Origin of the sequence: Novosphingobium sp. ZW T3_23 (assembly GCF_044987305.1) — a bacterium.
GTDB lineage: Bacteria > Pseudomonadota > Alphaproteobacteria > Sphingomonadales > Sphingomonadaceae > Novosphingobium.
In genome coordinates this window covers 1-12,932 of record NZ_JBJDRF010000090.1, presented here as the reverse complement: position 1 = coordinate 12,932, position 12,932 = coordinate 1, and the positions used below count along the sequence as shown (strand labels likewise).

Annotated in this window: 13 protein-coding genes and 1 tRNA gene; 8 read left to right on the top strand and 6 right to left on the bottom strand. The window is 62.0% G+C overall.

The genetic code is table 11. The features are described 5' to 3' along the window. Positions 1-557: inositol monophosphatase family protein (locus ACI3K3_RS24510; protein WP_404918539.1), on the top strand; the 557-nt coding region annotated here is incomplete at its 5' end. 106 nt (positions 558-663) lie between these two features. On the opposite strand, the gene ACI3K3_RS24505 is transcribed toward ACI3K3_RS24510, so the two are convergent. From ACI3K3_RS24505 to ACI3K3_RS24490, 4 genes are all read right to left on the bottom strand, one after another. After that, a complete protein-coding gene (locus ACI3K3_RS24505; RefSeq protein ID WP_404918537.1) occupies positions 664-1,296 on the bottom strand; it encodes a tyrosine-type recombinase/integrase in 633 nt (210 codons plus the stop codon). A 313-nt stretch (positions 1,297-1,609) separates the two neighbouring features. After that, entirely contained in the window at positions 1,610-2,206 is a 597-nt protein-coding gene (locus ACI3K3_RS24500; RefSeq protein WP_404918535.1) for an outer membrane protein, read from the bottom strand. Between the two features lie 108 nt (positions 2,207-2,314). Continuing rightward, positions 2,315-3,376 carry an ATP-binding protein gene (locus tag ACI3K3_RS24495; RefSeq protein ID WP_404918533.1) on the bottom strand — a complete coding sequence of 354 codons (1,062 nt, stop codon included), beginning with the start codon at positions 3,374-3,376 and terminating at the stop codon, positions 2,315-2,317. Further along, the gene (locus ACI3K3_RS24490; RefSeq protein WP_404918531.1) at positions 3,373-4,059 is read right to left on the bottom strand and encodes a response regulator; all 687 of its coding nucleotides are present in this window, start codon (positions 4,057-4,059) and stop codon (positions 3,373-3,375) included. Before ACI3K3_RS24490 ends, ACI3K3_RS24495 begins: the two co-directional genes overlap by 4 nt. 155 nt (positions 4,060-4,214) lie before the next feature. On the opposite strand from ACI3K3_RS24490, the gene ACI3K3_RS24485 reads away from it, so the two are divergent. From ACI3K3_RS24485 to ACI3K3_RS24470, 4 genes are all read left to right on the top strand, one after another. Beyond that, positions 4,215-5,360, top strand: coding sequence for an efflux RND transporter periplasmic adaptor subunit (locus ACI3K3_RS24485; protein WP_404918529.1), 1,146 nt, complete (start codon positions 4,215-4,217; stop codon positions 5,358-5,360). 15 nt (positions 5,361-5,375) lie between these two features. Continuing rightward, a complete protein-coding gene (locus ACI3K3_RS24480; protein ID WP_404918527.1) occupies positions 5,376-8,507 on the top strand; it encodes a multidrug efflux RND transporter permease subunit in 3,132 nt (1,043 codons plus the stop codon). Positions 8,508-8,510: 3 nt separating this feature from the next. After that, on the top strand, positions 8,511-9,935 hold the full coding sequence (locus ACI3K3_RS24475) for an efflux transporter outer membrane subunit (protein ID WP_404918525.1): 1,425 nt from the start codon (positions 8,511-8,513) through the stop codon (positions 9,933-9,935). Positions 9,936-10,194: 259 nt separating this feature from the next. After that, positions 10,195-10,368 (top strand): hypothetical protein, encoded by a 174-nt coding sequence (locus ACI3K3_RS24470; RefSeq protein WP_404918523.1) that lies wholly within the window; start codon positions 10,195-10,197, stop codon positions 10,366-10,368. Positions 10,369-10,392: 24 nt separating this feature from the next. On the opposite strand, the gene ACI3K3_RS24465 is transcribed toward ACI3K3_RS24470, so the two are convergent. Then, positions 10,393-11,388, bottom strand: a complete 996-nt coding sequence (locus ACI3K3_RS24465; RefSeq protein ID WP_404918541.1) for a rod shape-determining protein — start codon at positions 11,386-11,388, stop codon at positions 10,393-10,395. A 268-nt stretch (positions 11,389-11,656) separates the two neighbouring features. On the opposite strand from ACI3K3_RS24465, the gene ACI3K3_RS24460 reads away from it, so the two are divergent. The 3 genes from ACI3K3_RS24460 (at position 11,657) to ACI3K3_RS24450 (ending at position 12,596) form a co-directional block, all read left to right on the top strand. Continuing rightward, complete coding sequence (locus ACI3K3_RS24460; protein ID WP_404918521.1) at positions 11,657-12,106, top strand: GreA/GreB family elongation factor; 450 nt, start codon at positions 11,657-11,659, stop codon at positions 12,104-12,106. A 92-nt stretch (positions 12,107-12,198) separates the two neighbouring features. Further along, complete coding sequence (locus ACI3K3_RS24455) at positions 12,199-12,393, top strand: Lrp/AsnC ligand binding domain-containing protein (protein WP_404918519.1); 195 nt, start codon at positions 12,199-12,201, stop codon at positions 12,391-12,393. A gap of 44 nt (positions 12,394-12,437) precedes the next feature. Beyond that, positions 12,438-12,596, top strand: a complete 159-nt coding sequence (locus tag ACI3K3_RS24450; protein WP_404918517.1) for a helix-turn-helix domain-containing protein — start codon at positions 12,438-12,440, stop codon at positions 12,594-12,596. Positions 12,597-12,828: 232 nt separating this feature from the next. On the opposite strand, the gene ACI3K3_RS24445 is transcribed toward ACI3K3_RS24450, so the two are convergent. After that, positions 12,829-12,905: transfer RNA gene (locus ACI3K3_RS24445), tRNA-Met, on the bottom strand. Positions 12,906-12,932: the final 27 nt, after the last annotated feature.

The window sequence follows — 12,932 nt, the reverse complement described above, 5'->3', positions numbered from 1 at the left end:
AAGGCCCTTACCGCTGGGTGCTCGATCCCGTCGATGGCACGCGCCCCTTCATCTGCGGCCTCCCCGTCTGGGGCACCCTGATCGGCCTTACCCATGCGGGCCGCGCCGAACTCGGCATGATGAGCCAGCCTTTCACCGGCGAGCGCTTCTGGGCCGACAGAAACGGAGCATGGACCGAGCGGCACGGCATCCGCTCTAAACTCGCAACGCGCGATGTGGGATCACTCTCGCAAGCCATCCTGCACACGACATCCCCCGAACATTATCACGATCCACTGAAAGCTGGCTTCGAGCGCCTGTCCGGCGCTGTGCGCATGACGCGCTACGGCGGGGAATCCTATGCGATGGCCATGCTCGCGGCGGGACGCATCGACCTCGCCCTGGAGCCTTCGCTCCAGCCCTATGACATCGTTGCGCTGATCCCCATCATCGAACAGGCGGGCGGCGTGGTCACGACGCTGGATGGCGGGCGCGCCGAGAATGGTGGCCCGGTGTTAGCCTCTGCAACGGCCGAACTCCATGAACAGACCCTAGCCCTGCTCAGCTGTGGCTCATAAATGACTGCTGCTATCGTAAGCTGCCGTATGTCTGAGCCACCGCGAACGGCAGAAAGGTCCCAGGCGCCCGTGTCCGGCTCTCTACCGGAAACGGGCGCCCAAGGGTTCAGATCTCCGTGTTTTCGGCAAGGGCCAGCGCGTCCTCCACGTCGATCCCGAGATAGCACACCGTATTCTCTATCTTACAGTGGCCGAGAGGGATCTGGACGGCCCGTAGGTTGCCGGTCGCCCTGTAGATGATCGATGCCTTCGTTCGCCGAAGCGAGTGGGTGCCATACTCGCTTCGGATCAAACCGACCCCTGTCACCCATTCATCGACAAGCCGAGCATACTGGCGAGTGCTGAGATGCCCATTATGATCAACTCGACTCGGGAACACATAATCGTCCACCGTGCCGCCCCGGCGTTCGAGCCATGCTAGCAAGCTCGCTCGAGCATCTGGCAGCAGTTCGAACTGAACGGGCCGTCCCGTTTTTTGCTGCATCACGATTGCCCGCGTTCGGATCTGTCCGCCGCTGACAATGTCGCAGATTTTCATCTGCACCAAGTCGCAACCCCGAAGCTTGCTATCGATCGCCAGATCGAAAAGCGCCCGATCTCGCAGGCGGCGGCGCTGATTGAGGTAAAAGCGGATTTCCCAAATTTGCTTCGGTTTCAGAGCCCGCTTTGCACCCACGGTCCTTCCGGCATTCCAAACCGGACGCTTGGTGGCGGTGAGTTCTGTTTCAGGCATCTCCATGATCGTTCTCCTATGGCCACATTGGCCATCTGCAGAACGCTTGCCGAAGAGGATTCGAAGGAGCGACTTTGGGGCTCATGCCGACCAAACCAAGTCGTTCCCATCCGCGCCGGTCAACGTCCGGTCTCACCTAAAGCAGTCGATCGGGCTGGTCGTAGCGGACAATCACCGATGCGACGCATGCTAGGCGGCGTTCCATTCGAACACAGTTCTTGCAAGCCTCAATCTGGAGGCGCTTCCTTCAACGTCGCAACATAATGAAAAGGCCGGCTGGTCGGGATCGGTGGCCTACTCGACAAGCCGGCCGGAAAATTCAGAAACGCACGTTCACGCCAGCGAGAACACGGTTGCGCTTGTAATGATCGTTGAACGAGACCCGGTCAAAGTCGGCCCTGAGAGCCACATTTCGGGTAAGCGCGACTTCTGCACCGCCGCCCCAAAGGAAGCCATGCTCGCCGTTCTTGCGTGAGAGATCCGCCGTATTCGTGTCCAGCGTGGTACGAACCCGCTGGAAGGCCCAGCCACCCTTGCCGAACAGCAGAAGGCCGCTTGTCGGCTTGATGCCCACGCGGGCCGTTGCATCGAGCGTGATGCCGGGATTGGAGGTATAAGTAGAAGTGCCGCTGCGCGAAACGACATCGCGTCCACCGGTCCCGATGCCAAGCTCTGCGCCGATGATTGCCATGTTGCCGATAGGAACATCGTAGCCGGCGGCACCGCGAACATTCACGCTGCTCTTCTTGCGGTCAGGCAGACCAGCAGCGCCGTCCTTGACCTGTCCTTGGTTCCAGCCGGCCATGATAGTGACGTGCGGGCCGGAAAAGCTGGGCGCATCGGTCTGGGCTTGGGCGATGGCGGGAAGGAAGGCGCCGGTAAGCGCCAGCGCAACGATATGTTTGTACACAGTCATTTCCTCTTGGCTTGGCGGAAGATTGAAGCCGCCTGCAGAAGCGTAATGACATCGGAGCGTGGTGCTCTCGTGGGCCTTGTGTCGAGGTTTCGTGGACGGGAGCCTTTGTCAGCGCGCGGCAGGGATCGAGATGACAAATGCCGAGTTGCCACTATTCGCCTCGTAGCGCGCGTTGCCGCCATGAGCCCGTGCAATCGCCCGCACCACCGACAGTCCCAACCCCGACCCGGAGCGGTGCTGCATGACGGAATCCCGGCCGCGAGAGAACTGCTGGAAGGCACTGTCGGCAAAGTCGAGGGGAAGACCGGGGCCTTGGTCGATCACGCGGATTACCAGGGCTCCGTCTTCGAATCTGTTCATCAATATGAGTTCGCAGGGATCAGCGTAGCGCTGGGCATTATCGAACAGGGCCATGACCGCCTGGAGAACACGGGCTCTATCGACCATGGCACGGCCGTGCATAAGGTCCATTCTCAACCTGAAGCCGGCTTTCTTGAGGCCGGGCTCCACGAGACGGGCCAGTTCTTCGAGTTCGGTCGCTGGATCGATTTCGCCAATCCGCAGGTCGAGCCTTCCACTGTCTCCCAGGCTGACGCTGCGCAGGTCCTCGACCAGACGCTGCAATCCTTCCACTTGTCCCAGCAGGCTGCGGATCATCACCGCGTCCAATTCGAAGACGCCGTCTGCCGCGCCCTGCAACCGTCCTTTGAGGATCGTCAGCGGAGTGCGCAGTTCATGCGCGATCTGGGCATTCCAGGCCAGCATGTCATCGGCCATCTGCTCCAACCGGCCGGCCATCGTGTTGAAGTTGTCGACGAGGAGACGGGTTTCTCCATGGCCACCACTTTCGGTGTCGGCCCGGGCGCCCAGTTTCCCTTCGGCGATGCGCTCGGCGGCCAGCGATACCGCATGAAGCGGGCGGACTATGCGCCGCGACAGGCGCATCGCAGAAATGAGGGCAAGGACAATGCCGCCCATGCAGATCACACCCAGGATCAGGAGGTCCCAACCGGACGTGTCCGGGAGATTGTCTGGAAAGATCGTGAGGTTGAAGTATTCCAGCAGGTCATAAGCCACGTAGAAAACGGCTATGGAAATGATCAGGATTGCGACGACCATCATGGCCATGGTCAAGGCGAGCTGAGCGCTGAGGCTGCGAGGTTTGCTCATGAGTGAGATGCCAGGCGGTATCCCACGCCCCGAACGCCTTCCGGCATTCCTGTCGCGCCGGCCTGGTCGAGCTTGCGGCGCAGCTTGCTCATGTGACTATCCACTGTCCGATCGAGCGCCTCGGCGCCCGGCAGGCAGGCATCGACGAGATCGCCACGGGTGAAGACGCGGGTTGGATTGCGGGCCATGTGCACGAGCAACCGAAATTCCGTAAGCGTCAGACCGATGTTTTCGGCCTGTCCCCCGTGCATCACGCTTGCACGATGGCCGTCGATATCGATCTCCAGCTGCCCGATGCGGATAATTGCCGCATCGGTGGTGCCGGAGCGCCTGAGGACGGCCTTTACCCGTGCAACCACCTCCACAGGATTGAACGGTTTCACGACATAGTCGTCGGCGCCGATGCGAAGGGCCTGAAGCTTGTCCAGGTCTTGATCCAGCGCCGTCACCATGATGACCGGCGTCTGGTCGCGGCGGCGTATCTCGGCGAGAACGCCCCAGCCGTCGACGCAAGGCATCGACACATCGAGCAGCACGAGATCGGGGCGCAAGGCCCGATGGAACTCCAATGCCGTCTGTCCATTCGCGGCATGGATCGTCCTGAACCCTTCACGTTCGAGATAGGCGCGGATGATCTCCGCGATCTCGCTCTCGTCTTCCGCAATCAGGATCAGGGCATTCATCGGTCATTTCTCGCAGGTATCGCTTTTTCAGACGATAGCCCTCTCACGGCGGATGGTTCCAGTCCCGTCCATGAAACCTCCACGAAACCTCCACGCAAGCCCAACCTGACTGAGCGAGAGCGCGATCGGGCTTACTGAATTTGGAGTTTCAATACATGCGTGTGCGTTTCTGGACGGCACCGGCTGCACTCGCCGTAAGCGCACTGGCTGTTGCCGTCGCAGGGTGCCAACAGCAACAGGCGGAGCAGCCGCTCGCTCCCGTAGAGGTGCTGGTGGCCAAGGTGGAACCCCGCGCCGTTGCCTTGACCGACGAGCTTCCGGGCCGCGTGGTCGCATACCGTGTGGCGGAAATCCGGCCGCAGGTCGGCGGGATAGTCCAGCAACGCTTCTTCGAACAGGGCGCTGCGGTACGGGCCGGACAACCGCTGTTTCAGATCGCCCCCGCGCCCTTCCGCGCCGATGCGGCAAGCGCCGGTGCCGCGCTGAAGCGCGCGCAGGCTACGCTCGATCGCGCAAGAGTGCAGGTCGAGCGTCTGAAGCCGCTCATCGGCGTCGATGCGATCAGTCGGCAAAGCTACGACGATGCCGTGATGGCGCGCGATCAGGCTGCCGCAGATGTCGCGCAGGCCGATGCCACGCTGGACCGGCGCAGGCTCGATCTCGGCTTCGCGCGGGTCACTTCGCCGATTGCGGGTCAGATCGGCGCGGCCAACGTCACGGAAGGCGCGCTTGTTGCCGTGGGCGATGCCAATGCGCTGGCGACAGTGCAGCAGATCGACCGGGTCTATGTCGATGTACAGCAGCCCGCCCAGCGCTTCGAACAACTGCGCGAGGCCTCGTCCGGGACGGATTCCGCCACGTCCGCGCAAGTCGAAATCGTTTCCGCATCGGGTCGGGGCCATCCGGTCAGGGGGCAGATAGTCTTCTCGGATGTCACGGTCGATCCGGGCACCGGCAATGCCGTTATCCGCGTGCTGGTAGACAACCCCGGCAAGCTGTTGCTGCCCGGGATGTTCGTCCGCGCGCGCATGCCGCGTGCGAATATGCCCTCTGCCCTTACGATCCCGCAGCAGGCTGTGAGCCGCGACGGCAATGGCCAGGCACAGGTCGGCGTCGTCGACAGTCAGGGGCGCGTCCATACGCGCTCCGTGAAGGTCGGCGATGTCGTGGACGGTCGGTATGTCGTTCTGTCCGGGATCCGAGCGGGAGAAACCGTCGTCGTGGTCGGTCAGGACCGCGTTCAGCCGAACACGCCCGTCAAGCCGCTTCCCTGGCGCGGCACCGCCGCTTCGGCACGCTGAGGCTAAGGAAAGACAATGCCCCAGTTCTTCATCAATCGCCCGGTCTTCGCCTGGGTCGTGGCGATCGCGATCGTCCTTGTTGGCCTGATCGCCATCCCGCAAATGCCCATCGCGCGTTTCCCCAGCGTCGCGCCACCTTCCGTCAGCATCTACGCGACTTATCCCGGCGCCACGCCGCAGACGATGAACGACAGCGTGGTCGCGCTGATCGAGCGCGAGCTCTCCAGCGTCAAGAATCTACTCTACTTCGAGAGTTCGACCGATACCTCGGGCATGGCGACGATCACTGCCACGTTCAAGCCGGGCACGAACCCGGAACTCGCGCAAGTCGATGTTCAGAACCGCCTCAAGACGGTGGAGCCGCGTCTTCCGCAGGTCGTGCGCCAGACCGGCGTTACGGTGGAATCCGCTTCATCCGGGTTCCTGATGATCGTCAGCCTGATGTCGACAGACGGCCGCTATGACGAGACGGCGCTGGGCGACTACATGGCGCGTTCCGTCGTGCCCGAATTGAAGAGGATCCCCGGCGTCGGCCGTGTGCAGAACTTCTCTGCCGAACGCGCCATGCGCATCTGGATCGATCCTGCCAAGCTGATCGGCTACGGCCTGAGCATGGCGGATGTGACCGCCGCGATCGCCGAGCAGAATATCCAGATTGCCCCGGGCGCGCTCGGCGCCGAGCCTGCCGTTTCCGGGCAGCGCGTGATGGTCCCGCTGACGGCGGAAGGTCAGCTCAAGACGCCGGAGGATTTCCGCGAGGTCGTGCTCAAGGCCGCAGCCAGCGGCTCGACCGTGACGATAGGCGATGTCGCGCGCGTAGAACTCGGTGCGCAGAGCTTTGCCAATTCGACGCGCGAGAACGGCAAGGTTGCCGCCTCCGCAGCGGTGCAGCTTGCGCCGGGAGCCAATGCCGTGGCGACGGCAAGCGCGGTCGAGGCGCGCATGCGGGAACTGGCGCGCACGATGCCGGCTGATGTCGAGTGGTCGGTGCCGTTCAACACCGCGCCATTCGTGACGATCTCGATAGAAAAGGTCGTCCAGACCCTTGCCGAGGCGATGGTGCTGGTCTTCCTGGTGATGTATCTCTTCCTGCAGAAGCTGCGCTACACGTTGATCCCGGCGATCGTTGCACCCGTTGCGCTGCTCGGCACCATCGCGGTCATGCTGCTCACCGGGTTTTCCATTAACGTGCTGACGATGTTCGGGATGGTGCTGGCGATCGGCATCATCGTTGATGATGCCATCGTCGTGGTCGAGAATGTCGAGCGGATCATGGCCGAGGAGGGGTTGTCCCCCAAGGATGCCACTCGCAAGGCCATGAAGGAGATCACCGGCGCCGTTATCGGCATCACGCTGGTGCTCTCGGCCGTGTTCATCCCGATGGCCTTCGCCAGCGGTTCGGTGGGCGTGATCTATCAGCAGTTCGCTCTGTCGATGGCGGTATCGATCCTGTTCTCCGCCTTCCTGGCCCTCTCCATGACCCCGGCGCTGTGCGCCACGCTGTTGAAGCCGGTCGACGGCCACGAGCAGAAGAACCGCTTCTTCGCGTGGTTCGACCGCAGTTTCGAAAGGCTGACCGGACGTTACGAAGCCTGGGTTGCGCGCCTGTTGCGGCGGAGCGGGCGAATGATGCTGCTGTTCGCGCTCTTGCTGGGCCTGCTCGGCGTCGCGTTCGTCAATCTGCCTTCGGCCTTCCTTCCTGAGGAAGACCAAGGATACTTCCTCACGGCATTCCAGCTTCCTGCCGACGCGACCACGCAGCGCACGCTGGAGGCGGTGAAGACCCTGGAAAAACACAATGCCGCGCGTGCCGGGGTGAAAACCACCGAAGCCATCCTTGGCTTCGGCTTCTCGGGATCGGGCGCCAACGCCGCGATGGCCTATACCATCCTGAAGGATTGGAAAGACCGCCACGGCGCCAATGTCCGAGACGAGATCGCCAGTGCGACCGAGGCCATGGGCGCCGTGAAAGAAGGGACCATCATGAGCCTGATGCCGCCCGCGATAGACGAACTCGGTAATTCATCCGGCTTCGCGCTTCGCTTGCAGGACCGCGCGAACCAGCGTTTCGACGCGCTTCTTGCCGCCCAATTCAAGCTCGTCGCGCTCGCCGCCCAAAGCGACAAGTTGAAGGGCGTCTACCCTGATGGCTTGCCTGCCGGAACCAACGTGCGTCTCGATATCGATCGGCAGAAGGCTCGCGCGCTCGGCGTGTCCTTCTCGGCGATCAGCGACACGATCTCGGCCGCGATGGGCTCCAGCTACGTGAACGATTTCCCCAACCAGGGCCGCCTTCAGCAAGTGATCGTACAGGCCGATGCACCATACCGCATGCAACTGGGCGACGTGCTCGAGCTCAACGTGCGCAATGCGCAGGGCAGCATGGTCCCGCTTTCCGAAGTGGTCACCCCGGTCTGGAACCAGGGCCCGCTGCAACTCGTGCGCTACAACGGCTATCCCTCGATGCGTATTTCGGGTGGTGCGGCGCCCGGGGTCTCCAGCGGCGATGCCATGAAGGAAATGGAGCGGCTCGCCGCCCAGCTTCCTCCGGGGTTCGCCATCGAATGGACGGGGCAATCGCTTCAGGAGCAGCAGGCCGGCGCGCAGACGCCGATGCTCCTGGCTTTCTCCATGCTGGTCGTCTTCCTGGTGCTGGCAGCCCTTTACGAAAGCTGGGCCATTCCGTTCTCGGTCATGCTGGTGGTGCCGCTCGGGCTGATCGGCGCGATTGCCGCCGTCATGATCCGGGGCATGCCGAACGATGTGTTCTTCAAGGTCGGCCTCATCACCATCATCGGGCTTTCGGCCAAGAACGCGATCCTGATCGTCGAGTTCGCCAAACAGTATCGCGATGAGGGCATGGGCCTCGTCCAGGCTGCCATAGCCGCGGCAAAGGCCCGTCTCCGCCCGATCCTGATGACCAGTCTGGCTTTCACGCTCGGCGTTGTGCCGCTGATGATCGCGGGCGGTGCCAGTGCGGAGACCCAGCATGCCATCGGAACCGGCGTGTTCGGCGGCATGATCACCGGCACGCTGCTCGCCATCTTCTTCGTGCCCGTGTTCTTCGTCGTTGTGCTCGGGTTGATCGAGAAGCGGGGCAAGCGCCGCCAGCCCCGAACCTCGCAAACCGAAATCCTGGAAGCCTGAACCATGCGCCATATCCAATTCGCCTCCCTCCTGGTTCTTACCGGCTGCTCGATGAACCCGCGGCTGGATATTCCCACCGCACCTGTCGCGTCGGTGTTTGCGGGCGCCGCATCCACAGAAGGTGCCAGTGATGCCGCACTCGACTGGAAGGAGATGTTCGGCGATCCGCGTCTTCAGCGGCTGATCGAAACGGCGCTGAACGACAATCGGGACCTCAGGATCGCCCTCCTCAATGCCGATGCCGCGCGCAACCAGTTCAAGGTCCAGCGCGCCTCACAGCTTCCCGCCGTCGAGGCGCAAGGGAACTATACCAGGCAGCGGCAACCGGCCGGCGTAGCGGGGGCAGGCGTCGGGCTCGGCAGCGATTCGAAGCAAGCCTCCGGGTTCGAATTCGGGCAATTCACCGCCCAGGCCGCGCTTTCGAGCTTCGAGATCGACCTGTTTGGACGATTGCGGTCGCAAAGCCAGGCCGCCTTCGAGACCTATCTCGCCTCGCGCGAGGGCGGGCGGGCGGCCCGGATAACGATCATCAGCACCGTCGCGGAAGCCTATCTTGCCGAACGCCTGGCGGAGGAACAACTGCGTCTGACACAGGCTACCCTGACCGGGTGGCAGGCCTCGCTCGACCTGAACCGGAAGCTGCGGGAAGCGGGGCAGAACGGCGACCTCGATGTGGTTCAAGCCGAAGGGCTGGTTCGACAGGCCGAGGCCGACCAGGCGCAGCGGCGCAGGGAACTCGCGCTGGCGACGAATGCGCTGACTCTGGCGGTAGGCTCTCCGCTTCCTTCCGATTTGCCGGTTCCCATCGCACTGCTCGACCAGCCGGTTCGCAGCCAGCTTGCCGCCGGACTGCCTTCGGATCTCCTGCTCAACCGGCCGGACATACTCCAGGCCGAGCACGAACTGCGTTCGGCAAACGCCAACGTCGGCGCGGCGCGTGCGGCCTTTTTCCCAAGACTTTCGCTGACGGCGGCATTCGGTTTTACCAGCCTTGCGCTTGGTGACTTGTTCAAAGGCGACAATCGCTCATGGTCGTTCGCGCCCGCGGTCAGCGCTCCGATCTTCCAGGGCGGACAGATTGGGGCCAATCTCGACCTGGCTAAGATCCGAAGATCGATCGCCGTCGCCAATTACGAAAAAGCGATCCAGACTGCGTTTCGCGAGGTTGCCGACGGTTTGGCCGGGCGCGAAACTTACGTGACGCAGGCAAGCAAGCAATCTGCCGTGGTGGCGACGGCGGACCGCCGGCTTGAGCTTTCCAAACTTCGGTTTCGCGCCGGCGTGGACAGCCGCCTCGACCTGCTGGATGCGCAGCGTAGCCTCTACAGCGCTCAGCAGACCCTACTCGCTGTGCAAAAGGATGAGATGTCCAACGCGATAGCGCTTTACAAAGCCATCGGCGGAGGAAGCGCAAACCTTCCGCATTAAGTGGTTGGATATCACGGTGCCATCACACGATGAGCGTGCTTCTCGTTAGAAGGGGCAACGAAGCCTTGTTCGTTTAACGTAAAGCGGCGCCCGAAACTTGAGCATCCGATTTCGCCGACAACTAGCTTCTCGCGTAAGCGGCCGTTCACGCACATGGAAGGCCACAAAAAAGTAATACATGTGAGCATCACGCTGAACCTGGAAGCGGCTGCTAGCTTGCCCTCACTGCCTAAACCGGACTGTCTTTCCACCGCCAGTCATGGCGATCGGAGCCTGTGCTCCCACGCCGCATGAACGTCCGATATTGGATCAGAATCTTCCGTACAACTTGATGGGCGCGAGCGGCACATTTGTCGCAAACCCGGCGGTCAGCTTCAGCAAAACCGACTACATGGTTCAAATCTGGCAAACCGCTCCTCAAAGAGTATTATGAGGAGCCAGTCCGCTAAAGCCAATCTTAATGGAGCATAGCCTGTAGGCCCTTGACTACGCAATCGCGCGTGTCGACGGCGATATGCACCGCAAGACCGGTTTCCTGGGACATAAGCGATTTCAGCAGGGGGGAGAGTGCGCCACCACCGGTCAGAACGATGCCGTCCACGAGAATGTCATGACTAAGCTCCGGCGGGGTTTCGCTGAGAAGTTGACGCACAGCCTCAATGATGACGCGGAAATGCTTTTCCGCGACGAGATCCAACTCCGTACTGGAAAGCGAAAGCGCCGCGGGCATCTGGGTCAGCAGACTGCGGCCCTTCACCTCGATGGATGAGGAACGGTCCGCGCTTTGCTTGACGTCGCTGTACTCTTCCATGACGCGCTCTGCCGTGAGATCGCCGATGAGCAATTTGTGCCGCAGATGAAGGTCGTCGGCGATGGCGCGAGACAGCGATGCGCCGCCGACACGAACCGAGCGCGTCCGGCAAATACCGCCCAATGAGATGACGGCTACTTCGCTCGTCCCTGCGCCGCATTCGACAATCATGGTGCCAGCAGGACGCTGAATGGGAAGCTCGGCGCCGATCGCCGCCGCCAGCGGCTCGGGCACAAGCCGGACGGGGTCGATTCCCGCGTCGCTCGCTGCAGTCAGTAGCGCGGCGCGCTCTGCCTGCGTGGCGTCCGCAGGTACTCCGATCAGGACGCGCGTGCCAGCCCGACGCGTTCGCCCCATCGAACTGCGAAGCGCATAGCGCAACATGTGCGTAGCGGCATCGATATCCTGAAGGACGCCGCGACGAAGCGAATACTTGATCCGCATGTGGCTCGGCGTTCGGTCCAGCATCGCCCGGACAGTCTTTCCAGCGGCGAGAAGTTGCTCCGCGCCGAATGGGCCTGTGAAGCAACAAAGTGACGGCTCATCGAACAGGATGCCCTCGGAGCGATGAACGACGCGAACATTCGCCGTGCCGAAATCGATAGCAAACTCAGGCTTCTTCGAAGAGAACAAGGATATCATGTCCGCTCTGTAACATTCCGGCCCAAGGTTGTCTTCATCATCTCGGCGCAAGGCCAAAGCTTACCCAATTTGACGCGCCGCCGTGAGCAAGGCATGCTGCTGCGCCTATGTACGGACCACGTCGTCATATCCGGTTCGCCCATCACGAGGGACAGCTTCTCGCAGGCAACTAGCCCCGGGTTCGGTGCCGCGTGCACCTGGCCCGGGGATGTCAAGGAAACGTCCGCTGTCTTGTACAGCGGCCACTCTCTTGCGGGATAGCAGCATCATGAATACCAAGACAACGGTCAAGCGGCCGTCGATCCACCTCATCGTCGATGAGGCCGATACTCTCGCCATTCTGGCGCTGGCGGCCGAGCATCGCCATCCAGCCGTCGCTGAACTCCTCCTCGCGGAGTCGGCGCGCGCGACACTGCACGGCACCGGAACGCTTCCCCCCAACACCGTTTCGATGAGTTGCCACGTCGAATTCGTTGACGCGGCAAATGGTTCATCTTGTATCCTGCAACTGGATTATCCGGGCGAAGCGGACATCGCTGCACATCGAATATCGATCCTCACGCCCGTCGGGGTTGGCCTGATCGGGTTGCAGCAAGGACAAGTCATTTCCTGGCCGGATCGCAGCGGTCGCGATCGTGAGCGTGCATTCGTCAGAGTGACCGCAGCAAGTTCCGGGCAAGTTGCTGATACGGAACCTACCCGAGAGGTTGCATCATGACAGTCCCGGCCGCCGGTCGCATGATCGACATGCTCATGGACGTGTGCCTGCACCTTGAGGCCGATGACTGTCACGCACGTTTCTAGGAGGCTGTGCGAAGCTGTTCCGAAGTTCGCGAATGCCTGCTCGTGACCCACGACATGTCCTATCGCCTGCGGATCCAGGCGCCCAGCCCGGAGAGTTTCGAGCCTCTCCGGTGTGCTTTAGCAAAACGGTTGCCGGGGGTGAAGCGCATGGCCGCGACCTTCGTTCTCCGCGACGTGTTGCTAGAGCATAATCCGACCTAACTGAATCGCTGGGGATTCCCATGGTGCGGGAAATCTGATTCAACATGTCAGCTGGACCAGGAGGCCAGCCTGGCATGACGAAGTCCATCTCAGAGGATCTACGCTCGCGGGTAGTTGCGGCGGTTGATAATGGCTTATCCCGGCGCGCGGCAGCTGAGCGTTTTGGAGTTGGGACGGCGAGCGCGGTCCGCTGGGTTCGCTAATGGCGGGAAACTGGATCGACGCGCGCGAAGCGTCAGGTCGGCGACATGCGGTCGCGGCGGATTGAAGCCCATCGCGAAGTCATTCATTCCAAATGGCTTTGGGTGCATGGAAGGGGACACAGCGGGACGCTCGGCCGCGTGCCGGGATGGGTAAGAATATTTGATATCGTTGAGGAATTGGTCGCCCATGGACGTCACCGGACAAATCGGGACGGTTGCATTGGGCTTGCTTTGGTTGCGGGGGTAGGATTTGAACCTACGACCTTCAGGTTATGAGCCTGACGAGCTACCGGGCTGCTCCACCCCGCGTCACCATTGGGGCTGATGTTTTCAGCC

What these genes read in the sequence shown, in the direction of transcription:
- ACI3K3_RS24505 (WP_404918537.1), bottom strand. Translation starts at nt 1,296, where the DNA reads ATGGAGATGCCTGAAACAGAACTCACCGCCACCAAGCGTCCGGTTTGG.
- ACI3K3_RS24500 (WP_404918535.1), bottom strand. Translation starts at nt 2,206, where the DNA reads ATGACTGTGTACAAACATATCGTTGCGCTGGCGCTTACCGGCGCCTTC.
- ACI3K3_RS24495 (WP_404918533.1), bottom strand. Translation starts at nt 3,376, where the DNA reads ATGAGCAAACCTCGCAGCCTCAGCGCTCAGCTCGCCTTGACCATGGCC.
- ACI3K3_RS24490 (WP_404918531.1), bottom strand. Translation starts at nt 4,059, where the DNA reads ATGAATGCCCTGATCCTGATTGCGGAAGACGAGAGCGAGATCGCGGAG.
- ACI3K3_RS24485 (WP_404918529.1), top strand. Translation starts at nt 4,215, where the DNA reads ATGCGTGTGCGTTTCTGGACGGCACCGGCTGCACTCGCCGTAAGCGCA.
- ACI3K3_RS24480 (WP_404918527.1), top strand. Translation starts at nt 5,376, where the DNA reads ATGCCCCAGTTCTTCATCAATCGCCCGGTCTTCGCCTGGGTCGTGGCG.
- ACI3K3_RS24475 (WP_404918525.1), top strand. Translation starts at nt 8,511, where the DNA reads ATGCGCCATATCCAATTCGCCTCCCTCCTGGTTCTTACCGGCTGCTCG.
- ACI3K3_RS24470 (WP_404918523.1), top strand. Translation starts at nt 10,195, where the DNA reads ATGGCGATCGGAGCCTGTGCTCCCACGCCGCATGAACGTCCGATATTG.
- ACI3K3_RS24465 (WP_404918541.1), bottom strand. Translation starts at nt 11,388, where the DNA reads ATGATATCCTTGTTCTCTTCGAAGAAGCCTGAGTTTGCTATCGATTTC.
- ACI3K3_RS24460 (WP_404918521.1), top strand. Translation starts at nt 11,657, where the DNA reads ATGAATACCAAGACAACGGTCAAGCGGCCGTCGATCCACCTCATCGTC.
- ACI3K3_RS24450 (WP_404918517.1), top strand. Translation starts at nt 12,438, where the DNA reads ATGTCAGCTGGACCAGGAGGCCAGCCTGGCATGACGAAGTCCATCTCA.